This window comes from Phenylobacterium aquaticum (assembly GCF_022695515.1).
GTDB lineage: Bacteria > Pseudomonadota > Alphaproteobacteria > Caulobacterales > Caulobacteraceae > Phenylobacterium > Phenylobacterium aquaticum.
Map to the genome: position 1 here is coordinate 77,245 of NZ_JALDPT010000015.1, position 22,976 is coordinate 100,220.

The window sequence follows — 22,976 nt, forward strand, 5'->3', positions numbered from 1 at the left end:
GGGCTCAGTGTAATGAGCCCAGGGGTCGGGGGACGTCTGCACTATGAGCGCACCGTGGGCCGGACGCTTCTCCAAGGCCCTTGAGCGGCCCCCCATCGCCTATGCCGCCATCCTGCTCGCCGTCGTCCTGGCGGCCCTGATGCGCGGTTTCGTCGGGATGTTCATGCCGAACGCCCCGAATTTCATGGCCTTCTTTCCGGCCATCATGTTCGCCGCCATGGTCGCCGGCGCGTCGGGCGGCGCCCTGGCCACCCTGGCCAGCGTCTCCCTGGTCTGGATCTTCTTCCTGCATGACGAAAGCGCCGCCGAGCTGTGGCGGGCCGAGCGCGTCCAGCTGGCCCTGTTCGCGGTCACCGCGGGCTTCACGGTCTGGCTGACCACCGTCCTGCGCCGCGCGCTCCGCCGCAGCGCCGTGATCGAGCAACGGCTGGCGGTGGTGCAGGCCCAGGCGCTCGACTCCTTCGTCATCCTCGAGCCGATCCGCGCCGACAGCGCCGTGGTGGACTTCACCTGGATCTATTCCAATGTCGCCGCCGACCGCACGACCCCCAGCGCCAAGGGCGGCCTGACCGGCCGCCGCGTCCTCGACGTCTTTCCGGACCAGACCGGCGTCGACATGGTGCGCCGCCTGGCCTCCGCCCTGGAGGCGGGAGGACCGGACGATATCGAGGTGCCCCGGGTGATCGAGGGCCGGGAACGCTGGATGCGCTCCTCGGCCCTGCCCCTGGGCGACAGCGTCGCCGTCACCTTCCGCGACATCACCGCCCAGCGCGAGGCCGAGGCGGAGGCGATCCGCAGCCGAGACCGCTTCGAGCACATCGCCAACGCCGCCCCGGTGATGATCTGGATGAGCGGACCCCAATTGGGCGGCTCATGGTTCAACGCCTCCTGGCTGACCTTCACCGGGCGCAGCCTGGACGACGAGATGGGCCGCGGCTGGACGGATGGCGTCCACCCCGACGACCTCGACCGGCTGCTGGCCGCCTATGCAGAAGGCTTCGAACACCGCCAGACCCTGCGCATCGAGTACCGGCTGCGCAACGCCCAGGGCCAGTATCGCTGGCTCGACGAGGTGGCCACCCCCTGCTTCGACGCCGACGGTGCCTTCACGGGCTATATCGGCTCCTGCGTCGACGTCACCGATCGGCGGACCGCCGAACAGGCCCTGCGCAGCGGCGAGGCCCGCGTCCGGGCCCTGGTCGACTCCCTGCCGCAACTCCTGTGGTCCAACCGGGTCGATGGCTTCTGCGACTATCTCAGCCCGCAATGGGTCGCCTATACCGGCGTGCCCGCCGAACAGCATCGCGGCGATGGCTGGCTTGACGCCATCCATCCGGACGACCGCGACCACGTCCAGGCCGCCTGGGCGCGGGCGGTGGCCGGGATCGAGCCCCTGAACGTGGAATACCGGATCCGCCGCCATGACGGGGTCTGGCGCTGGTTCAGCGGCCGGGCCGCCGCCATCCTCGAGGACGACGGCACCGTCCGGCGCTGGTTCGGCTCGTCCTCGGACATCACCGAGATCGTCGAGGCCCGCAGCGACCTCGAGGCGGCGGTCGCCACCCGCACCCGCGAGCTCGAAGAAAGCCTGGAGGAGCGCGCCCGCGCCGAGGCGGCGCTCGCCCAGGCGCACCGGCTGGAGACGCTCGGGCGGCTCACCGGCGGGGTGGCCCACGACTTCAACAACCTGCTGACCGTGATCATCGGCGGCCTGGACATGATTCTCAAACGGCCCGCCGACACCGAGCGCGTCAGCCACCTGGCCGACGCGGCCATGTCCGCCGGCCGCCGCGGCGAGCGGCTGACCCGCCAGCTGCTGGCCTTCGCCCGCCGCCAGGAGCTCAAGCCCGAGGTCGTCGACCTGACTCAGCTCGTCACCCAGGCCGAGCCCCTGTTGTTGCGGGCGGTGGGGGCCGGCGCGGACCTGACCCTCGATCTTCCGCCGGATCTCGGCGCGGCGCGGCTCGACCCCGCCCAGTTCGAGGCCGCCCTGCTGAACCTCGTGGTCAATGCGGCGGACGCGATCGGCGAGCATGGCCAGGTGACGATCCGCGCGCGGCGCCGCCAGCTGGCGGCCGGCGAGGTGCAGACGGTCGGGGCCGGAGCCTATGTGGCGATCGCGGTCAGCGACACCGGACCGGGCATGAGCCCCGAAACCCTGCAACGCGCCTTCGAGCCCTTCTTCACCACCAAGGAGGTGGGCAAGGGCACCGGCCTGGGCCTGGCCCAGGTCTACGGCTTCATCACCCAGGCCGGCGGCGCCGTCACCATTGACAGCGCCCTGGGCGAGGGCGCGACGGTCACCCTCTATGTGCCGGTCACCGACGCCCCGGCCGACGCGCAGGCCGAGGTCGCCGATCCGGCTCCCGCCGGCGGGCGGCTGAGCGCCCATATCCTGCTGGTCGAGGACGACGACGGCGTGCGGGCGGTCACCGAGGGCCTGCTGGCGGACCTGGGCTGCCGGGTGACCTCGGAGCCGGACGCCCAGAGCGCCCTGAAGCGCCTGACCTCGGGCGAGGTCTTCGACCTGATGCTGTCGGACATCGTCATGCCGGGCGGAATGAACGGGGTGGAGCTGGCCCGCGCGGCCGCGGCCCGCGCCCCCGACCTGCCCATCGTGCTGACCACGGGATACGCCGGAGACCGGTTCGGCGACGCCTCGGGCGAGACGCCCTGGCCGGTCCTGCGCAAGCCGTTCCGCGCCGATCAGCTGGAGGCCGTGGTCCGCGACGTGCTGGCCGTCGCGGAACAGGACTAGCGGCGACGCCCCCGGCTGCTGGCGCTCAGGCCGCCCAGCACGCCGCGGATCAGTTCCCGTCCGACCTGGGTTCCGATGGTGCGGACCATGGACATGGCGAAGGCCTCGACCGCCGTCTGGCGGCCGGAGGTCCGGGTCCGCGGCGCAGGCGCCTCTTCACGGGGGGTGACCGGGACCGAGGCGCGCCGGGGCGCCGGGACTTCCTCGGGCGGACGGGCCGCATCGGCGCGGGCCTTGAGGGTCTCGAAGGCCGACTCCCGATCCTGCACCTGGTCATAGAGCCCGCGCACAGGGCTGCGGGCGATGACCGCCGCCCGCTCGTCCGGCGTCAGCGGTCCCAGCCGCGAATTTGGCGGACGGATCAGGGTCTTCTCGACCATGGTCGGGGCGCCGCGCTCGTCGAGCACCGAGACCAGGGCCTCGCCCACGCCCAAGCCCTGGATCGCCTCGGCGGTGTCGAAGGCCGGGTTGGGTCGGAAACTGTCGGCCGCCGCCCGCAGCCCCCGCTGCTCGACGGGGGTGTAGGCGCGCAGCGCATGCTGGATGCGGTTGCCCAACTGGCCCAGCACCGTCTCTGGAATGTCGGCCGGGTTCTGGGTGACGAAATAGACGCCGACCCCCTTGGAGCGGATCAGGCGCACCACCTGCTCCACCTTCTCCAGCAGCGGCTTGGGCGCGTCGCGGAACAGGAGGTGGGCCTCGTCGAAGAAGAACACCAGCTTGGGCTTTTCCGGATCGCCCACCTCGGGCAGCTCCTCGAACAGCTCCGACAGCAGCCACAACAGGAAGGTGGCGTAGAGCCGGGGGCTGGCGATCAGCTTGTCGGCGGCCAGCACATTGACATAGCCGCGGCCGGACCCGTCCGCGCGCATCAGGTCGGAGAGCGCCAGCGCCGGCTCGCCGAACAGCTTGGCGCCGCCCTGGTCCTCCAGCACCAGCAGCTTGCGCTGGATGGTGGCCACCGTGGCCGCCGAGACATTGCCGTACTTGGCGCCCAGTTCGGCGGCGTGTTCGGCGGCGAAGGACAGGGCCGCCTGCAGGTCCTTGAGGTCCAGCAGCAGCAGGCCCTCGTCGTCGGCGGCGCGGAACACCACCGTGAGCACCCCCTCCTGGACGTCGTTGAGCTCCAGCATGCGGGCGATCAGCAAGGGCCCCATCTCCGAGACCGTGGCGCGGATCGGATGGCCCTGGTCGCCGAACAGATCCCAGAACACCACCGGGGCGGCGTCGGGATGCAGGGTCAGGTTCATGGCCGCCGCCCGGGCGAGCATCTTGTCGTTCGGCTGGCCGGGCGCAGCCACCCCGCAGAGGTCGCCCTTCACGTCGGCGCAGAACACCGGCACGCCCGCGTCGGACAGGCCCTGGGCCAGGGTCTGCAGGGTGACGGTCTTGCCGGTCCCCGTGGCCCCGGCCACCAGGCCATGGCGATTGGCCCGGTCGAGCCGAAGGGTCTGGGCATGATCGGAAAAGCCGATCAGTACGCCGTCGTCCGCCATGGTCATGTCCTCAAGCTTGCGCGAAGCGCCCAGGCTAGCGACCCGCCCGGACCCGCGCCACCGCCCCGCCCGCCCAGGCCGGGTTCAGGAGCAAGAAATTCGAGGACGGGCGGGGGCGGCGGGACGGGCCATGCGCGTCCCCGCGACCTTTCGTCAAAGAAAGCCGCCTTTTTGCCCGGTGACTCGGTCTAGAAACGGGTTTCATGTCGCTGATCGCCACAGCGATAGGGAGACCGCATGCCCGACGCCGACGCCAGGCCTCACGCGCACCCGACCCAGGTCATCCTGGCGGTCCTCGCCTCCGGCGCCGCGCTCTACGCCCTGGCCGACATCCTGACGCCCCCGGCCATGGCCCTGTTCCTGGCCATCGTCATCGACGGCTTCGCGCGCGTGCTGGAGCGGCGGGTGACCTGGATCTCCAAGCGCTCGGCCATGCCGATCGCCATCGTGCTCTCGACCCTGCTGTTCGGGGCGGCGGTGTTCGTGGTGGCCGACAACGCCACCAGCTTCGCCAACAAGCTGATCACCTATCTGCCCAAGCTCAACGCCCTGATCGCCCGGGGCGCGGGGGTCGCGCACCTAGACGTGGCGCCCACGGTCGACCAGCTGATCGACCGCCTGAACCCGTCGAAATATCTCGGCGACGTCGCCAAGGGCTTCCAGAACTTCGCCTCCAACGCCGTCTTCATCCTGATCTATCTGGGCTTCATCCTGGCCTCGCGCCGGTCCTTCGAGCGCAAGCTGATCAATCTGTCGGGCAATCGCGCCCAGCGGCACGGCGCCATGGAGGCCTTCAACCGCATCCGCGACGGGGTCGAGCAGTATCTCTGGGTCCAGACCGTGACCGGAGTGATGATCGCCGTCGGCTCCTGGGCGGTGATGGCGGCGCTCGGCCTGGAGAACGCGGTCTTCTGGGCCTTCCTGATCTTCATCGCCTCCTACATTCCGATCATCGGCGGCGCGATCGGCATCCTGGCGCCGCCCCTGTTCGCCCTCGTCCAGTACGACACCCTCTGGCAGGCGGCGGTGCTGATCAGCGTGCTCCAGACCATCCAGTTCGTGGTCGGCAACGTGGTGCTGCCCCGCATGCAGGGCGACAGCCTGAACATCGACCCGGTGGTGGTGCTGCTGTCCCTGGCCTTCTGGGGCGCGATCTGGGGCGTGCCCGGCATGTTCCTGTCCACGCCGCTCACCGTCATCGCCATGGTCGTCTGCGCCCAATTCGAAGGCGCGCGCTGGGTCGCGGTGCTGCTGTCGGCCAACGGCGCGCCGGAAAAACTCAAGGACCGCAAGTCGCCGTCCAGTCCTGACGACGGTCCGCCCTCCAAGCTTGGCCGTGACGTCACGCAAGCGTGAAGACTACACAACTCAGGGGTCTTAAACTTGGCCGCTCACTCCCTATCTAAGTTTGGCTCGGGCAAGTCCCGACTTAGCGACGCCCGCCAATACAGCCCCCGGGCGCTGCGAGCACCGAGTGTTCCGCCTCCCCCCAAAGGCGGGACCACACGCCGCCGGACACTCTCCTCCGGCGGCGTTCTCGCGTCTGAGGCCCAACGCGAGATCGCCCAATGACTCAAGCCCCCCGCACCCACGCCGCCGCCGTGAAGGCGCTGAAGGCCGCCTTCGCCGAGATCGCCGACGGCCCGGCGACCCAGGCCTTTGTCGAGCAGGTCGGCCGCGACCTCGCCCCGGACGAACTGCCGGAGCTGAGCGCCGAGGCCCTGGCCGACGCCCTGGTCGCGTTCTGGACCTTCGGCGCCCAGCGCAAGGGGACCGGCCCCGCCGTTCGCCTGACGTCCATGGAGCCGGGCCTGGACCGGCTGGAGATCGTCCAGCCCGACGCCCCCTTCCTGGTCGACAGCGTCATGGGCGAGATCGCCGAGCAGGGCCTGTCCGTGCGGGCCATGTTCCACCCGGTCGTCGAGGTGGCCCGTGACCGCAAGGGCGTCCGGGTCGAGGGGGGAACTCCGCACCGGGAATCCATGATCCTGGTCATGCTCGAGCGCGTGGGCGCCGACCGCGAGGCCGCCCTGATCGAGGGCGTCCGGGCCGCGCTGGGCGATGTCCGCGCCGCCGTCGACGATTTCCCCGCCATGCTGGCCCTGATGGGCCGCACCATCACCGAGGTGAAGGCCCTGCCGCTCACCGGCAAGGAGGCCGCCCGTCGCGACGAGGACGCCGCCTTCCTGGCCTGGCTGAAGGACGAGCACTTCGTCTATCTGGGCGCCCGGGTCTACGAGTACCCGCGCCTGCCCAATGGCGACTACGCGAAGGAGGAGCCGCTTTATCAGCCGCAGGACGGCCTGGGCGTGCTGCGCGATCCGGCCCGCACGGTGCTGCGCCGGACATCGGAGCCGGCCGTGCTGTCGGCCCAGATCCGCAACCGCCTGGCCGACCCCATGGTGGTGGTGGCCAAGTCCAATGTCCGCTCCCGCGTCCATCGCCGCGGCTACATGGACTATGTGGGGGTCAAGCGGTACGGCGCCGACGGCAAGCCCTCGGGCGAGATCCGCTTCGTCGGCCTGTTCACCTCCGAGGCCTATGACCAGCCAGTCGCCGAGGTGCCGATGATCCGCGCCAAGGTCGATCGGGTCCTGGCCCGGGCCCACGCCATGCCGGGCAGCCACAACGCCAAGCGGCTGAAGAACATCCTCGAGAACCACCCGCGCGACGAGCTGTTCCAGACCACCGAGGACGAACTCAAGGACCTCGCGCTCGGCGTGCTGCACCTCTACGACCGCCCGCGCGTGCGCCTGTTCGAGCGCCGCGACCCCTATGACCGCTTCGCCGCCGTGCTGATGTACGTGCCCCGCGAACGCTATGATTCCGGCCTGCGCGCCCGGGCCGGCGCCATGCTCGCCGAGGCCTATGGCGGCCGGGTCTCGGCCTATTACCCCTATTTCTCCGACACCCCCCTGGCCCGGGTCTATTTCATCATCGGCTTCACGCCGGGCGACCACAGGGTTCCGAACTTCAAGGCCCTGGAGGCCCAGATCGCCGCGGCGCGCGGACCTGGGAAGACCGGTTCAGCGACGCCGTGCGGCTGTCAGGCCGCTCCAGCGACCAGGTCGCCGACGTCCTGGCCCGCTATGGCCAGGCCTTCCCGGCCGGCTACCGCGATCGCTACGACGCCGCCGAGGCCCTGTCCGACCTGGCGGTGATCGAGGCCCGCGGCGCCAGCGAGGCCATCCAGGTCCGCGCCTATCGCAGCACCGGCGACGGCAAGACCCAGTTCCGCTTCAAACTCTATCGCCAGGGCGAGCCCGCCCCCCTGGCCGACGTCCTGCCGATCCTGGAGAATATGGGCCTCAAGGCCATGGTCGAGACCGGCTTCCCGATCACCCGGGCGAACGCCGCGCCGATCTGGGTCCACGACTTCGACCTGCTGGACGAGCGCGGCGAGCACCTCGTGTTCGCCGATGTGAAACAGGCCTTCGAGGAGGCCTTCATCGCCGTCTGGGACGGCCGCACCGAGAATGACGGCTTCAACCGCCTGGTGCTGGAGCTGTCGATCTCCTGGCGCGACGCCGCCCTGATCCGGGCCCTGGCCCGCTACCGCCAGCAGTCGGGCCTGGACCCCAGCCAGAGGGTGCAGGAGGCCGCGCTCGCCAACAATCCCGGCGTCGTCCGGCTGATCCTCGACCTCTTCCGCACCAAGTTCCATCCGGCGATCCGCGCCGACCTCGCCGAGCGCCGCAAGCAGGCGGCCGAGGTCATGGCCGAGATCGTGGAGGCCCTGCAGCTGGTCGAGAGCCTGGACGAGGACCGGGTGCTGCGCCGCCTGGCCCTGCTGGTCGGGGCGATCCTGCGGACCAACTATTACCAGCCGGCCGCCGACGGGACCCCGCGCAGCTATATCAGCTTCAAGGTGGCCTCCGGCGAGCTGGCCGATCTGCCGGCCCCCAAGCCGTTCCGCGAGATCTTCGTCTGGGCGACCCATGTGGAGGGCATCCACCTGCGCTTCGGCCCCGTCGCCCGCGGCGGCCTGCGCTGGAGCGACCGTCGCGACGACTTCCGCACCGAGGTGCTGGGTCTCGTAAAGGCCCAGCAGGTCAAGAACGCGGTGATCGTGCCCGTCGGCTCCAAGGGCGGCTTCTATCCCAAGCAGCTGCCCAAGGCGGGCTCCGCCGAGGCGGTGCGGGCCGAAGGGATCCGCGCCTATACGACCTTCCTGAGCGGCCTGTTGGACATCACCGACAACCTCACCCCCGACGGCAAGGTGGTCCACCCGGCCAATGTCATCGTCCACGATGGGGACGATCCCTATCTGGTGGTCGCGGCCGACAAGGGCACGGCGACCTTCTCCGACATCGCCAACGGCATCGCCGAATCCTACGGTTTCTGGCTGGGCGACGCCTTCGCGTCGGGCGGCTCGGCGGGCTACGACCACAAGGTCATGGGCATCACCGCCCGCGGCGCCTGGGAGGCCGTCAAGCGCCACTTCCGCGAGCTGGGCAAGGATATCCAGACCGAGCCCTTCACCGTGGTCGGCGTCGGCGACATGTCGGGCGACGTGTTCGGCAACGGCATGCTGCTGTCGCGGCACACCCGGCTGCTGGCCGCCTTCGACCACCGCCACATCTTCATCGACCCCGATCCGGACGAGGCGGCTTCCTACGCCGAACGCGAGCGCATGTTCGCCCTGCCCCGCTCGTCCTGGGACGACTATGACCGCAAGGCGATCTCCAAGGGCGGCGGGATCTTCCCCCGCAGCCAGAAGGCCATCGAGCTGACCCCCGAGATCCGCGCCCTGCTGGAGATCGCGGCCGAGACGGTGACGCCGGCCGAGCTGATGACCGCCATCCTCAAGGCGCCGGCGGAGCTGCTCTATCTCGGCGGCATCGGCACCTATGTGAAGGCCAAGGCCGAGGGCCACGCCGAGGTCGGCGACAAGGCCAATGACGCCGTGCGCGTCAACGGCGCCGAGCTGCGGGTCAAGGTCGTGGGCGAAGGGGCCAATCTCGGCCTCACCCAGGCCGGCCGCATCGAGTTCGCGCTGAAGGGCGCGGGGGGTCTCGGCGGCAAGATCAACACCGACGCCATCGACAATTCCGCGGGCGTCGATTCCTCCGACCACGAGGTCAATATCAAGATCGCCACCGGGGTGCTGGAGCGCACCGGCGTTCTGACCCGGCGCAAGCGCGACAAGCTGCTCCGGTCCATGACCGCCGACGTGGCCGCCCACGTCCTGACGCACAACACCGACCAGACTCTGGCCCTGTCGCTGATGGACATGGACACGGTGGGCGAGCTCGAACCCCACGCCCAGTTCATGGCCAAGCTGGAGGCCGAGGGCCGGCTGGACCGCGCGGTCGAGGGCCTGCCCGACGCCGCCGCCATCGCCGAGCGCGCCGCCGCCGGCAAGGGCCTGACCCGGCCGGAGGAGGCCATGCTGCTGGCCTATGGCAAGCTGGAGCTCAGCCACGACATGGTGGCCTCGACGGCGCCGGACGACCCCTGGTTCGAGCAGATCCTGGAGGGTTATTTCCCCAAGGCCCTGCGCAAATATTCCGACGTGCTGAAGCGCCACCGGCTGCGGCGCGAGATCATCGCCACCGTGGTCGCCAATGACGCCATCAACCGCTGCGGCCCCTCGTTCCCGACGAGGCTGATGGCGGCCGCCTCCTGCGACGCGCGCGCCTTCGTCACCGGCTATGAGGCCGCCAAGGTGGTGCTCGACCTGCCGCGACTGTGGGACGCGGTGGCGGCGCTCGACAACCAGATCCCCGCCGCCGGCCAGATGGCCCTGTTCCGCCGCCTGGCCTACACCCTGCGCGGCCAGACCTTCTGGCTGGCCCGCCGCGCCTTCCGCGAGGGCCTGAAGGTCGAGGCCCTGATCGGCCGTTACGCCGCCGGCGCCGCGACGCTCAAGAAGCTGGGCGCCGAGATCCTGTCGCCGGTCGAACAGGGCCAGCTGGAGGATCAGGTCGCCAAGCTGGTCGCCGCCGGCGCCCCCGAGCCCCTGGCCCGCCAGGTCGCCGCCCTGCAGCCCCTCACCATCACCGCCGATCTGGTCGACCTGGGCGAGGCCTCCAGCTGGTCCCTGCCCCATGTGGCGCGGCTCTATTACGAGACCGGATCCCGGTTCGCCTTTGACCGCCTGCGGGCGGCGGCCGGCGGCTTCACGGCGGGCGACGCTTTCGAGCGGGTGGCGGTGCGCCGGCTGCTGGAGGATCTGCTGGCCGAGCAGGCGGCGGTCACCCGCACCATCATGGCCTTCGCCGGCTCGGCCCAGGCCGGCGCCGACGCCGAGAAGGCCGCCGCCGCCGTCGCCTCTTGGGCGGCGCTGCGTCGCGAGACCGTGGAGAGCGCCCGCAAGGCCATCGAGGAGATTGAGGCCGCCGGCGGCGGCTGGACCTTCGCCAAGCTCACCATCGCCAACGCCGCCCTGCGAGAGCTGGCGGCGGAAGGGCCGAAAGGGAAGCGCTGACCCATTCCTCTCCCCGCCTGCGGGGAGAGGTTAGGTGAGGGGCCCGGAGCGAAGCGGAGGGTCTTTCGGCGGAGGCTAAGGGAGCGGCGATTCAGCAAGGCCCCTCACCCTGCCCTCTCCCCGCAAAGCGGGGCGAGGGTTCAGAGAGCTCGTCAGACCGCCGCCCGCTTACACCAGCGGTCGAGGTCCCGCTCCCGGCCCATCAGGGCCAGGCCCGAGGCGATGGATTCCAGTTCGCTGCCGCTCTCGATCTTCGCCGGATCGAAGCGGCGGGTGAAGATCTGGCGCACCGCCGGGACCAGGGACGAGCCTCCGGTCAGGAAGATGCGGTCAATGCCGTCGGGACCCAGGCCCGCGTCGGCCAGGGCCCGGTCGACGGCCTTGTCGATCGCCTCCAGCTCCGGGGCGATCCAGCCCTCGAACTCGGTGCGGGCCACCGTACGGGCCAGCGAGATGGTCCCCGCCTCGAACCGGAACTCGGCGGCCGTGTCGCTGGACAGGGCCTCCTTCAGCCGGGAGACCGAGCGGTACAGCAGGTAGCCGTAGTTCTCGTCCAGGGTCTCGACCAGGCGCTCGATCTTCTCCGGCTCGTCGGCTTCGCGCACCAGCTTGCGGATCTCGCGCATGTCGCGGCTGGCCCGCATCAGGGCCAGCTGGTCCCAGCGCGCGAAGGCCGAATAGTAGCGGTTGGGTATCGGCAGGGTCTTGCCGAAGCTCGTATAGCTCGACCCCTTGCCGAGGCTGGGCGAGACCAGATGATCGATGATCCGATAGTCGAAGGCGTCCCCGGCCACGCCCACGCCGGAGCGCCCCAGCGGGGTGGAGCGGATCTCGCCCGCCTCGCGGTGGAAGCGGATGATCGAGAAGTCGGAGGTGCCGCCGCCGAAGTCGCCCACCAGCACGGTGGCGTCCTCCTTGAGCTCGCGGGCGAAGAAGAAGGCCGCCCCCACCGGCTCATAGGCATATAGGATCTCCTCGAAGCCCAGCCGCTTGAACGCCGCCTCGTAGCGGGTGAGCGCCAGCGCCTCGCTGGGGGCCGCGCCGGCGAAGGTGACCGGGCGGCCGACGATCAGTCGCCTGGGCCAGTCGGCGTGGCCGCCCTTCACGTGGTCGCGCATCTTCAGCAGGAAGGCCGCCAGCAGGTCCTCGAACTGGTAGCGCTTGCCCAGGATCTGGGTCTCGCTGAAGCTGGCCGAGGCGCGAAGCTCTTGAAGGACTGGATGAACCGCGTCTCCAGCGGGTCTTCCACATAGGCCTCGATCGCCCAGGGCCCGGCCTCCACCGTGCGGTCGGAGGGCCGTTCGGGCGGGGCGTGGAAGCTGATCGCCGAGCGGAAGGCGAAGACGTCGCGTTCCGGGGCCGGGAAGGTCACCAGCTGGGCTGGCCCGTCGGCGCCGGCGAGCGCCACGACGGTGTTGGTGGTGCCGAAATCGACGCCGAGACTGAGGCCGGTCATCGGGAGCTCCTGTTCGAAGGGGGAGGACGACGGATCGTCCGCCCCCTTGCAAAGGCGCCCGATCCGCTAGTTCGTGGGGCGCATCAGCTCTGAGCCTCCAGGACGTCCTGCTCATAGGCGGCGAGCGTCGCCATCTGCAGGATCTTGGACACCGAGGCCGAGAGCGGCGCGATCTGCACCGCCTTGGAGAGGCCCAGCAGGATCGGGCCGATGACCGTGGCGCCGCCGATCGACTGCACCAGCTGGGTCGAGATCGCCGCCGAGTGAATGGCCGGCATGATCAGCACATTGGCCGGTCCGGTCAGGCGCATGAACGGGTAATTGACCCGACGTTCCGGCTCCAGGGCCAGTTCGGGGGACATCTCGCCCTCATATTCGAAGTCGACCCCCATCTCGTCGAGCATGGAGACCGCCTCGATCACCTTTTCGGACCTCTGGCCCATGGGGTTGCCGAAGGTGGAATAGGACATGAAGGCCACGCGCGGGGCATAGCCCAGGGTCTTCACCGCCTGGGCGGCGCCGACCGCGATCTCCACCAAGTCCTCGGCGTCGGGCATCTCGGTGACCGAGGTGTCGGCGACGAACAGGGTGTGACCCTTGGCCAGCACCACGCTCATGCCCATGATCCGGCGGCCGGATCGGGATCGATGACCCGCAGCACCTCTTCCAGCACCTGGTCATAGGAGCGGGTCACCCCGGTCACCATGCCGTCGGCGTGACCCAGGGCCACCATGGAGGCGGCGAAGGAGTTGCGGTCCTGGTTGATCAGCCGCTGGACGTCGCGCTTCAGGTAACCCTGGCGCGCGAGGCGGGCGTAGAGGAAGTCGACGAACTCGGGATTGTGCTCGGAGACCCGCGCATTGACGATCTCGATGTTGACCTCGGTCGGATCGAGACCCGCGGCCTTCATGTTCTCCAGCACCAGGTCCTCGCGGCCGACCAGGATGGCGCGGCCGAGGCCGGCGCTCTGGAAGCCATGGGCGGCGCGGATCACGCTGGGCTCCTCGCCCTCGGCGAAGACGATGCGCTTCTTCGGCGCCTTCAGCACCGCGCCCTGCAGCTTCTGCAGGAAGGCGGCGGAGGGGTCGAGCCGCTGGGCCAGGCTGGCGCGATAGGCGTCCATGTCCGGGATCGGCTTGCGGGCCACGCCGGTGTCCATGGCCGCCTGGGCCACGAAGGGCGGGATGTAGGCCATCAGCCGCGGATCGAAGGGCGAAGGGATGATGTATTCCGGGCCGAACTTCAGCTGGCGGCCATGATAGGCGGCGGCCACCTCGTCCGGCACGTCCTCGCGGGCGAGCTGGGCCAGGGCGTTGGCGCAGGCGATCTTCATCTCCAGGTTCACCCGCCGGGCCCGCACGTCCAGCGCGCCGCGGAAGATGTAGGGGAAGCCCAGGACGTTGTTGACCTGGTTCGGATAGTCGCTGCGGCCGGTGCCGACGATGGCGTCGGGACGCACGGCGTGGACCTCTTCCGGGGTGATCTCCGGGTCGGGATTGGCCATGGCGAAGATCAGCGGATTGGGCGCCATCTTCATGATCATGTCCTGGGTGAGCACGCCCTTGGCGGACAGGCCCAGGAACACGTCGGCGCCCACCAGGGCCTCGGCCAGGGTGCGCGCGTCGGTGTCGACGGCGTGGGCCGATTTCCACTGGTTCATGCCGGCCGTACGGCCGCGATAGATGACCCCGGTGTTGTCGACGGCGATGCAGTTGTCTGCCCGCACGCCCATGGCCTTGATCAGGTCCAGGCTGGCGATGCCGGCGGCGCCAGCGCCGCACAGCACCACCTTCACGTCGGCCAGATTGCGGCCGGTGATGTGGCAGGCGTTGATCAGGCCGGCGGCGGAGATGATCGCCGTTCCGTGCTGGTCGTCATGGAACACCGGGATGTCGAGCAGCTCCTGCAGCTCGGTCTCGATGCGGAAGCATTCGGGGCTCTTGATGTCCTCGAGATTGATGCCGCCGAAGGTCACGCCGATGTTCTTCACCACCGTGATGATCTCGTCCGGATCGGTGGCCGAGACCTCGATGTCGATCGAGTCCACGTCGGCGAAGCGCTTGAAGAGGACGCTCTTGCCTTCCATCACCGGCTTGGAGGCGAGCGCCCCCAGATTGCCCAGGCCCAGGATGGCGGTGCCGTTGGAGATCACCGCCACCAGGTTGCCCTTGGAGGTGTAGTCGTAGGCGGTCTCGGGATCCTCGGCGATCTTCAGCACCGGCACCGCGACACCCGGCGAATAGGCCAGGCTCAGATCGCGCTGAGTGGCCATGGGCTTGGTCGCCACGATGGCGATCTTGCCCGGGGTGGGGTGCTTGTGGAAGCTCAGGGCTTCCTCGTCGGTGAAGGTGCGTTTTTCAGCGTCGCTCATGACAGCGGCGGATCCTCGGGTCGGCATTTCTATTGAAGGGCGCCAACCTACAGAGGCCGGCGCCGGCGAACAACCTGTGGAATCCCCCGTAACCCAGGGGAATCCGGTGTTTCTCAGCCCCCGCGGGCGGCCAGGGCGGCCCGCATCTCGCCCACCACCTTGATCACGGCGGCGTCGGACTGGACCCGCGCCCAATAGGCGTGGAGCTTGCCGTGGCCGGCCAGCAGGTCGCCCTTGCCGAACACGTGGCCGAACACCCCCAGGAACACCAGGATCGGGACGAGCGCGCAGTCGGCGGTCGTGATGGTGTCGCCCACCGCATAGGCGTCCTCGGTGGCGAACAGATTGAGGTGGGTCAGTCCGCTTTCGAGCTGGGCGAAGGCCGCCTCGACCGCGGCGGCGTCGCGGGTCGCCGGGTTCATCTGGCCGAACAGGGCCGCGCCGGAGGCCATGACATAGAGCTCGGCCACCCGGGCCAGCAGGCGCGCGCGCGCCGTCGCCTCGGCGCCCTTGGGCCGCAGGCCGCTCTGGGGGAAGGCGTCGGCCAGATATTCGACGATGGTGTCGCTCTCCGGGATCACCGTGCCGTCGGCCAGGACCAGGGCCGGGATCTTGCCCATCGGATTAATCGCCAAGTAGTCGGCGCTCTTGGTGTCGCCGCCGGGTGGGGGCAGGATCTCCACGGCCAGGCCCTTGGCGTAGATGGCGAGCCGCACGCGCGCGGCGAAGGGCGAGAGGTCGGCGGAATAGAGCTTCATGGCGTTTCCCGGGGCTTTGCCGTCCGGTCGGACTCCGCCGGGCGCTTTCGTCTTTAGACATGAAGCATGGCTGTAACGCCACCGCCGTGACGGGGATCAAGGCCGCGGCGCCTAACCGGTTGACCAAGGGGGCGGGGGCGCGGGACAAGCGGGCGCCCTCAAGTCCTGGAGACGCCCCATGACCGCTCCGATCCGTATCGCCATCGCCGGCGCCCTCGGCCGCATGGGTCAGGCCGTCGCCAAGGTCATCGAGGACCGCGAGGACGCCGTGGTCGCCGCACGGTTCGACCGGCCGGGCGCGACCGGCGAGGGCCTGGTCCGCCAGGACGAAGCCCTCTCCGTCAGCGACGTGGTCATCGACTTCACCACCCCGGCCAGCTCCGTCGCCTTGGGCCAGGCCTGTGCGGCGCGGGGCGGTCCGGCCCTGGTGATCGGCTCCACCGGCCTGGCCGAGGCGGACCTCGCGGTCCTGGCCCAGGTCGCGGCCAAGGTGCCGATGGTCCAGACCGGCAACTATTCGCTGGGGGTCAACATGCTGGTCGGCCTGGTGGAACAGGCCGCCCGGGCGCTCGCCGCCCAGGACTATGACGTCGAGATCTTCGAGGCCCATCACAAGCGCAAGGTCGACGCCCCCTCCGGCACCGCCCTGATGCTCGGCGAGGCGGCCGCCCGCGGACGGGGCCTGAACCTGCTGACCGTGGCCCAGCGCGTGCGCGACGGCATCACCGGCCCCCGGCCGCCTGGCGAGATCGGCTTTTCCGTCATGCGCGGCGGCGGCATCGTCGGCGAGCATTCGGTGTCCTTCGTCGCCGAGGACGAGATCCTGACCCTCAGCCACTCGGCCCGCGACCGGGGCCTGTTCGCCCGCGGCGCGGTGGCGGCCGCCATCTGGGTCGCGACGCGCCCGCCCGGCGCCTATGACATGCAGGACGTTTTGGGGTTGAAACACAGGCCCTGATCTCGCCACTCTGAATAGTGAGAAGGGGGTCGAGACCAACCTCAGGGGGGAGACATTGGCGCCGCGCGACATCCTCGAACAGGACGCCACCGACCAGTTGCTCTCGCTGGCCTCCAAGCAGATCTCGGCCGTCGAACTGCTGAAACTGGCCCTTGGCCGTCACGAGAAGACCCACAGGCGGCTGAACGCCGTGATCGCCGCCGACCTGGAGCGCGCGCTGGAGACCGCCCAGGTGGTCGACGACCGCCGGGCCCGCGGCGAACTGCTGGGGCCTCTGGCCGGCCTGCCCATGACCATCAAGGACGGGCTGGACGTCGAGCACATGCCCGCCTCATCCGGCGTCGAGGCCTGGCGTCACCGCTGGTGCGAGGACGCCGACGCGGTCGCCCACGCCCGGCGGGCCGGGGCGGTGATCTGGGGGAAGACCAATGTGCCGGTGATGCTCTCGGACTGGCAGAGCTACAATCCCATCTATGGGACCACCAACAACCCCTGGGACCTCAAGCGGACCAGCGGCGGCTCGTCGGGCGGGGCGGCGGCGGCGCTGGCGGCCCGAGTCACGGCCCTGGAGATCGGCTCCGACATCGGCGGCTCCCTGCGGGTTCCGGCCAGCTTCTGCGGGGTGTTCAGCCACAAGCCGACCTATGGCCTGGTCTCTCAGCGCGGCCACGTGCCCCCCGCTCCCGGCGCCTTCGCCGAGCCCGACCTCAATGTGGTGGGCCCCATGGCGCGGTCGGCGCGGGATACGCGCCTGCTGCTGTCGGTGATCTCCGGCGCGGGCCAGGCCAAGGCCGCGCCCGCCGACCTCAGCCGGCTGAAGATCGGTCTGTGGCTGAACGATCCCCTGCTGCCGGTCGATGCGGACTCCGTCGAGGTGATCGAGACGCTCGCCCAGGACATGCGCCGGGCCGGCGCCGAGATCGAGCCGATCAAGAGCCCGGTCCCCGTCGACCAGCTGATGGCGGCCTATATGGTCCTGCTGGGCGGACCGACCGGGGCGGGCCTGCCGCCCAGGCAGCTGCGCGCCATGCAGCGGATGCGGCCTCTGGCCAAGCTCGCCCGGGCGTTCGGGGCGGCGGGCGGCGGAAGCTCCTGGGCCGGCCTCGTCCTGGCCTACACCCCGACCCACGCCGAATGGCTGGCCGCGAATGAGACCCGCGAGCGGCTCTCGCGCCAGCTGGACGAGGTGTTCACCAAATATGACGTGATCTTCGCCCCGGCGACGCCGCGCGCCGCCTTCCCGCACGACCACCGGGCCTTCCAGGGCCGCCGCCTGAAGTTCGAGGACGGCCGCACCGTCCCCTATGCTTCCATCCTCGGCTGGATCAGCCTGGCCACCGCCTGCCGTCTGCCCGCCAGCATGGTCCCGGCCGGCCTGACCCCGCAGGGCCTGCCGGTCGGCATGCAGATCATCGGGCCCTATGGCGCCGACACCAAGACGCTCGCCGTCGCCGAGGCGATCGACGAGAACTTCCGCGGCTTCCTGATCCCGCCAGGATTCTAGAACGCGTAGTTCGGCCGCAGGTGGGCGGTCTCGTTCAGGCTCAGCACATTGCGCTGGCCGCCGCGGGCGCACATGAACCGGTGGACGCTGGTGTAGGCCGGCTCGAAGAACATGCGCGGCGCCATGCCCAGGACGTGGGCGGTCCAGACATTGATCACCCCGCCATGGCAGAACACCGCCACCCGCTGGCCCGGGTGATCGGCGATGATCTCCTCCATCGCCCCCACCACCACCGACTGGAAGGCGGCGACGTCGATGCCGTGGTCGCCGTCCGCCAGGGCCTTCCAGGCCGCATAGTCCTCGCGCTTCAGCTGCTCCATGGGAACATAGGCGCCCGAGCCCTTGTCGAACTCGACGATGCCGTGATGCAGGCGCAGGTCGTGCCCCTTGGCCGCCACGAAGGGCTCGGCGGTCTGGACGGCGCGGATCATCGAGCTGGAGCAGACCGCGTCGATCTTCTCGTCGGTCAGCCAGTGGGCCACGCGGCGGGCCTGGTCCTGGCCCTCCGGCGACAGCGGCGGATCATCTGTGGCGGCGCTGCGGATCGGCAGGCCATGACGGATCAGGATCAGTTCCAAGGCGGTTTCCCCAAGATCGCGGCGGGTTCTCGCCCCGCCTTGTCGTGTCGGTCTATTGCGCGCCGGTGGACCCGAAGCCCCCGGCCCCACGCGCGGTGTCGTCCAGGCTCTCGACCTCAGTCCAGGCGGCCTGGGTGACCGGCGCAATCACCAGCTGGGCGATGCGGTCGCCGCGGCGGATGTGGAAGGCCTCCGCCCCCAAATTGATCAGGATGACCTTCACCTCGCCGCGATAGTCGGCGTCGATGGTGCCCGGCGCATTGGCCACCGTGATCCCCGACTTGAAGGCAAGTCCCGAGCGCGGCCGCACTTGGCCCTCGAAGCCGGTCGGGATGGCGATGGCCAGCCCCGTCTCCACGGCGATCCGGGCGCCCGGTTGCAGCAGGATCGGCTGGTCCGCCGGCACGGCGGCGCGCAGGTCCATGCCGGCGGCGTCGGCGGTCTCATAGGCCGGCAGCGGCAGGTCGGAATTATGCGCCAGGCGGCGGAGCGGGATGACAGGCTTCACGGGAATTCCTTGGCCATGCGTTGGGCGAGACGCCGGGCCACCTCGGCCTTGGGCGCCCGCTCCCATCGCTCGATTCCGCCGCCCGTGACGATAGCCACGGCGTTGTCGTCGCCGCCCATGGTGCCGGCGATGGAGACGTCATTGGCGACGATCCAGTCGCAGCCCTTCCTGGCGAGCTTGGCCTGGGCGTAGGTCTCGACCTCGTGGGTCTCGGCCGCGAAGCCGACCACCAGCTTCGGCCGCCGGGCGGCGCGCGACAGGGTCGCCAGGATGTCCGGATTTTCGACCAGGGCCACGGTCGGCGGGCCCTCGCCGGTCTTCTTGGTCTTCTGCGGCGACACGGTCTCGGGACGCCAATCGGACACCGCCGCGACGCAGACCGCGATATCGGCCGGCAGGGCCGCCTCGCAGGCCGCCAGCATCTCGCGCGCCGTCTCGACATCGACCCGCGTCACGCCCAGGGGCGTCGGCTGGGCCACCGGCCCGGCCACCAGGGTCACCTCGCAGCCCAGCTCGGCGAGCGCCGCGGCGATGGCGAAGCCCTGCTTGCCGCTGGAGCGGTTGGTCAGCAACCGCACCGGATCCAACGGCTCGGCGGTCGGCCCTGCCGTGATGATGGCGCGGCGGCCGGCCAGGGGCCGGGCGGCCGGACCGGCCAGGGCGGCCTGGATGGCGCTGAGGATCACCGCCGGCTCGGCCATGCGGCCGGGGCCGAACTCGCCGCACGCCATTGCGCCCTCGTCAGGGCCGACGAACAGCACGCCGTCGGCCTTGAGCGTCGCCAGGTTCCGCTGGGTGGCCGCATGGGTCCACATGCGCACGTTCATGGCCGGGGCCATCAGCACCGGCTTGTCGGTGGCGAGCAGGGTGGTCGTGGCCAGATCCCCGGCCAGGCCGCTCGCCGCCTTGGCCATCAGGTCGGCGGTCGCCGGGACCACCACCACAAGATCGGCCGAGCGCGACAGCTCGATGTGGCCCATCTCCGCCTCGTCGGTCAGGGAGAAGAGCTCGGAATAGACCCTGTCCTCGCTGAGCGCCGCCAGCGACAGGGGGGTGACGAACTGGGCGCCCGCCTGAGTGAGGATCGGGCGCACCGCCAGCCCCGCCTTGCGGGCCAGCCGCACCAGTTCGAGGGCCTTATAGGCGGCGATCCCGCCGCCCACGATCAACAGAATCCGCTTTTCCGACAAGGCTTCGCGCGCTCCCGAACAGGACCTCGCTCTTAAGCCATAGACAGGCTCTGGACAAACCCGTCGATCTGTTCTTAATTTGTTCCAATTCAACCTGACCGTGCCGGAGGGAGCGGAACATGTCGAAATTCAAGTGGGTGTTGTGCGCGGGGGCGGCCGCCCTGGTCCTGGCCGGATGCGAACGGTCCTCGGCCGTGGCGAGCAAGGACGGATCGGCCTCGGCGCGAGCTCGCGGAGCGATCCTATGGCGGCGGTTCCGACCGCGCGCGGGAGGACCGCGGCCAGGTCGAAGACGCCGACGTCCCCATGGTGGCCGGCAAGCCCATGTGGTCTTCCAGCCGCAAGGGCTCGGCCGAGGAGAACGCCCAGCGCAGCTTCGAGCGCAATGGCGAGGCCTTCGGGGCCAGCGACCTCGACGCCTTTGTCCGCAAGGCCCACGCCTTTGTCGACCACCCGCCGGCCGGGACCGAGACCCTGAAGCGGCCCAATGGCGACACGCTGTTCTATGACGGCAAGGACAACATCTTCGCCGTGGCCAACAAGGACGGCGTGCCCCGCACCATGTTCAAGCCCGACGAGGGCGCGGCCTATTGGGACAAGCAGAAGGCCAATCAAGGCCGCCGCGAAACCGCCCGCGCCGACCGCAAGAGCCGCGCGGGGGATGAGGGGTAGGAGCGGGTTAGCGCAGCAGCGCCGCGAGCGCGAAGGCCAGGCCCGCCACCGCCGCGCCCATCGCGAACCAGAGGCCGGGATGGGCGTCTCGCTCCTCGACCACCGCAACAGAGGTTATGGGTGGGGTCTCGATCAGCCGGGCCAGGTTGCGGATCGCGGCCAGGGCCTCGTCGGCGAAGCGCTTGGCCTGGGCCGCGGGGGACAGCTCGCGCATCATCCAGCGGCGGACCACCGGGTCTGCGGCTGCCCAGATGTCGTGCTCGGGGTCGATGCGGCGGGCCACGCCCTCGACCGTCATCATGGTCTTCTGCAGCAGGACCAGCTCCGGGCGCAGCCGCATCTCGAACAGGGCGGTGATCTCGAACAGCTGGATCAGCACCCGGCTCATCGGCACCTGGCTGGCCGGGCGGCCGAACACCGCCTCGCCCACCGCCCGCAGGGCCTGGGCGAAGCCGGCCACGTTCTGGGTGCGCGGCACATAGCCGGCTTCGAAATGCACCCGCGCGACCCGGTCATAGTCCCGCTCGAGGAAGCCCCACAGGATCTCGGCCAGATAGCGCCGCTCGGGCGCCCCCAGCCGGCCGATGATCCCATAGTCCACCGCCGTCAGCCGGGCCGGCGCCTGGACGAACAGATTGCCTTCGTGCGGATCGGCGTGGAACACCCCGTGGTCCAGGGCCTGGCTGAGGAAAGCGCGCGTCAGGTTGGTGGCGAGCGCCGGTCGGTCGAGGCCCGGAAGCTCCAGGGCGGCGGGATCGGAGAGGGCCACGCCCTGCGCCCATTCCAGGGTCAGCACCCGCTTGCCGACGCCGTCCCAGATCACCTTGGGCGCGGACATGTAGCCGTCACGGGCCATGACCTCGGCGAGCTCGTCGCAGCCGGCGGCCTCCAGCCGCAGGTCGAGCTCCAGCTCGGTCGCCTGGATGACGGTCGCCGCCAGGGCGCGGGGCTCCAGGCGGCGCGCCGCGACGCTCCAGCGCTCCACCAGCCCGGCGGCCAGCCTCAGCACGTCCGCATCCTCGGCCACCCGGCGGGCGATGCCGGGCCGCAGCACCTTCACCGCCACCTTGCGGCCGTCCTTCAGCCAGGCCGGATGGGCCTGGGCGAGCGAGGCCGCGGCCACCGGCGGGCCGAAATCGGAGAACAGGCTCTCGACCGGCTGGCCCAGGGTCAGCTCGATCTCGCGCCGCGCGATCTCGAGGGGAAAGGGGGCCAACTGGTCCTTCAGCCGCGACAGGTCCTCGGCGAACTGGACGCCGAAGATGTCGGCCCGGGTCGACAAAAGCTGGCCGAGCTTGATCGCCACCGGGCCCAGATGCTCCAGGCTGCGGGCCAGGCGCTCGCCCGGCCGGCCGTGGCGGGCCTCGGACCCGGCCAGCAGGCGCAAGCCGTTGGCGAGGGTCCGCACCCCGGCGGGATAGAGATCGTCGAGTTCGCGCGGCAGCAGGGCGTCGTTCCGCGCCAGCCGCCAGCCCGCCCCGATCAGCCGGCCGAAGGCCGCGACGCCGCCCATGCCTAGATCGCCCAGCCCTGGTGCAGGGCCGCCACGCCGCCGGTGAAGTTGGTGTAGCTGGCGCGGGCGAAGCCGGCCTTGGTGATCATGCCGACAAAGGTCTTCTGGTCGGGGAAGCGGCGGATGCTCTCCACCAGATACTGGTATGAGGCCCGGTCCTTGGCCACCAGCTCGCCGATCGCCGGGATGACCTTGAAGCTGTAGGCGTCATAGGCCTTGCGCAGGAGCTCGGTGGCCGGATGCGAAAACTCCAGGCACAGGAACCGGCCGCCGGGCTTCAGCACGCGGCGCGCCTCGACCAGGGCGGCCTGGACGTCGGTGACATTGCGGATGCCGAACGAGATGACATAGGCGTCGGCGCAGGCGTCGGGCAGCGGCAGGCGCTGGGCGTCGCCAACGCCCCAGGCCATTTCCGGCTCTCCGCCCTTGGCGCGACCGGCGGCGATCATCTCGGCGTTGTAGTCGAGCACGAAGACCTTGGCGTCCTCCCCGCCCCGGCGCTGTTGGGCTGCGCGGGCCATCTTGGAGAACCGGCGCGCCATGTCGCCGGTGCCGCCGGCGATATCGAGAATGACCTCGCCGGGCTGGGGGTTGAGACGGGCGGCGACCGCGTCCTTCCAGAGCCGGTGCACGCCCGCGCTCATCAGGTCGTTCATCAGGTCGTAGCGGCTGGCGACGGAATCGAACACGCCGCGCACCAGACGGGGCTTCTCGGCGGGATCGACGTCGCGGAATCCGAATGTCGCTTCGGGCATGGGGCCTCTTAACGCCGGACCGGCTCGGG

At 70.2% G+C, this 22,976-nt stretch carries 12 protein-coding genes and 3 pseudogenes; 6 read left to right on the plus strand and 9 right to left on the minus strand.

The window, feature by feature from the left end:
- Window positions 1-43 precede the first annotated feature (43 nt).
- Window positions 44-2,758: a PAS domain-containing protein gene (locus tag MQH10_RS12865; protein WP_272886899.1), complete on the plus strand. Its 2,715-nt coding sequence runs from the start codon at window positions 44-46 to the stop codon at window positions 2,756-2,758.
- On the opposite strand, the gene MQH10_RS12875 is transcribed toward MQH10_RS12865, so the two are convergent.
- Window positions 2,755-4,260 (minus strand): helicase HerA-like domain-containing protein, encoded by a 1,506-nt coding sequence (locus MQH10_RS12875; protein ID WP_242564441.1) that lies wholly within the window; start codon window positions 4,258-4,260, stop codon window positions 2,755-2,757. The genes MQH10_RS12865 and MQH10_RS12875 overlap by 4 nt on opposite strands.
- 231 nt (window positions 4,261-4,491) lie before the next feature.
- Between MQH10_RS12875 and MQH10_RS12880 the strand changes: the two genes are divergently transcribed.
- Entirely contained in the window at window positions 4,492-5,610 is a 1,119-nt protein-coding gene (locus tag MQH10_RS12880; protein ID WP_242564442.1) for an AI-2E family transporter, read from the plus strand.
- Window positions 5,611-5,822: 212 nt separating this feature from the next.
- Window positions 5,823-10,684, plus strand: a pseudogene (locus tag MQH10_RS12885) (NAD-glutamate dehydrogenase).
- Window positions 10,685-10,836: 152 nt separating this feature from the next.
- On the opposite strand, the pseudogene MQH10_RS12890 reads toward MQH10_RS12885, so the two are convergent.
- From MQH10_RS12890 to MQH10_RS12900, 3 genes and pseudogenes are all read right to left on the minus strand, one after another.
- Window positions 10,837-12,140, minus strand: a pseudogene (locus MQH10_RS12890) (Hsp70 family protein).
- A gap of 83 nt (window positions 12,141-12,223) precedes the next feature.
- Window positions 12,224-14,538, minus strand: a pseudogene (locus MQH10_RS12895) (NADP-dependent malic enzyme).
- Window positions 14,539-14,624: 86 nt separating this feature from the next.
- Window positions 14,625-15,269, minus strand: a complete 645-nt coding sequence (locus tag MQH10_RS12900) for a glutathione S-transferase family protein (protein WP_242564443.1) — start codon at window positions 15,267-15,269, stop codon at window positions 14,625-14,627.
- A gap of 178 nt (window positions 15,270-15,447) precedes the next feature.
- Between MQH10_RS12900 and dapB the strand changes: the two genes are divergently transcribed.
- Both dapB and MQH10_RS12910 read left to right on the plus strand, forming a co-directional pair.
- Window positions 15,448-16,227, plus strand: coding sequence for a 4-hydroxy-tetrahydrodipicolinate reductase (dapB, locus tag MQH10_RS12905; protein ID WP_242564444.1), 780 nt, complete (start codon window positions 15,448-15,450; stop codon window positions 16,225-16,227).
- A gap of 55 nt (window positions 16,228-16,282) precedes the next feature.
- Window positions 16,283-17,731: an amidase family protein gene (locus tag MQH10_RS12910; protein WP_242564445.1), complete on the plus strand. Its 1,449-nt coding sequence runs from the start codon at window positions 16,283-16,285 to the stop codon at window positions 17,729-17,731.
- On the opposite strand, the gene MQH10_RS12915 is transcribed toward MQH10_RS12910, so the two are convergent.
- The 3 genes from MQH10_RS12915 to coaBC are packed head-to-tail and all read right to left on the minus strand — an operon-like array spanning window position 17,728 to window position 20,007.
- On the minus strand, window positions 17,728-18,309 hold the full coding sequence (locus MQH10_RS12915) for a histidine phosphatase family protein (RefSeq protein WP_242564446.1): 582 nt from the start codon (window positions 18,307-18,309) through the stop codon (window positions 17,728-17,730). The two genes, MQH10_RS12910 and MQH10_RS12915, sit on opposite strands and share 4 nt — an antisense overlap.
- A 52-nt stretch (window positions 18,310-18,361) precedes the next feature.
- Window positions 18,362-18,883, minus strand: coding sequence for a dUTP diphosphatase (gene dut, locus MQH10_RS12920; protein ID WP_419720773.1), 522 nt, complete (start codon window positions 18,881-18,883; stop codon window positions 18,362-18,364).
- Window positions 18,814-20,007, minus strand: a complete 1,194-nt coding sequence (coaBC, locus tag MQH10_RS12925) for a bifunctional phosphopantothenoylcysteine decarboxylase/phosphopantothenate--cysteine ligase CoaBC (protein WP_242564448.1) — start codon at window positions 20,005-20,007, stop codon at window positions 18,814-18,816. The genes dut and coaBC overlap by 70 nt, the downstream gene beginning before the upstream one ends.
- 306 nt (window positions 20,008-20,313) lie before the next feature.
- Here coaBC and MQH10_RS12930 point away from each other — a divergent pair, with 306 nt between their 5' ends.
- Window positions 20,314-20,679 carry a hypothetical protein gene (locus MQH10_RS12930; RefSeq protein WP_336605095.1) on the plus strand — a complete coding sequence of 122 codons (366 nt, stop codon included), beginning with the start codon at window positions 20,314-20,316 and terminating at the stop codon, window positions 20,677-20,679.
- A 7-nt stretch (window positions 20,680-20,686) separates the two neighbouring features.
- Here the strand turns inward: MQH10_RS12930 and ubiB are convergent, their stop codons facing one another.
- Both ubiB and MQH10_RS12940 read right to left on the minus strand, forming a co-directional pair.
- A complete protein-coding gene (gene ubiB / locus MQH10_RS12935) occupies window positions 20,687-22,192 on the minus strand; it encodes a 2-polyprenylphenol 6-hydroxylase (RefSeq protein ID WP_242564449.1) in 1,506 nt (501 codons plus the stop codon).
- 2 nt (window positions 22,193-22,194) lie between these two features.
- A complete protein-coding gene (locus tag MQH10_RS12940) occupies window positions 22,195-22,947 on the minus strand; it encodes a class I SAM-dependent methyltransferase (protein WP_242564450.1) in 753 nt (250 codons plus the stop codon).
- Window positions 22,948-22,976: the final 29 nt, after the last annotated feature.

Coding starts and splice junctions, on each gene's coding strand:
- MQH10_RS12865 (WP_272886899.1), top strand. CDS start 44: ATGAGCGCACCGTGGGCCGGACGCTTCTCCAAGGCCCTTGAGCGGCCC.
- MQH10_RS12875 (WP_242564441.1), bottom strand. CDS start 4,260: ATGACCATGGCGGACGACGGCGTACTGATCGGCTTTTCCGATCATGCC.
- MQH10_RS12880 (WP_242564442.1), top strand. CDS start 4,492: ATGCCCGACGCCGACGCCAGGCCTCACGCGCACCCGACCCAGGTCATC.
- MQH10_RS12900 (WP_242564443.1), bottom strand. CDS start 15,269: ATGAAGCTCTATTCCGCCGACCTCTCGCCCTTCGCCGCGCGCGTGCGG.
- dapB (WP_242564444.1), top strand. CDS start 15,448: ATGACCGCTCCGATCCGTATCGCCATCGCCGGCGCCCTCGGCCGCATG.
- dut (WP_419720773.1), bottom strand. CDS start 18,883: ATGGGAGCGGGCGCCCAAGGCCGAGGTGGCCCGGCGTCTCGCCCAACG.
- MQH10_RS12930 (WP_336605095.1), top strand. CDS start 20,314: ATGGTGGCCGGCAAGCCCATGTGGTCTTCCAGCCGCAAGGGCTCGGCC.
- ubiB (WP_242564449.1), bottom strand. CDS start 22,192: ATGGGCGGCGTCGCGGCCTTCGGCCGGCTGATCGGGGCGGGCTGGCGG.
- MQH10_RS12940 (WP_242564450.1), bottom strand. CDS start 22,947: ATGCCCGAAGCGACATTCGGATTCCGCGACGTCGATCCCGCCGAGAAG.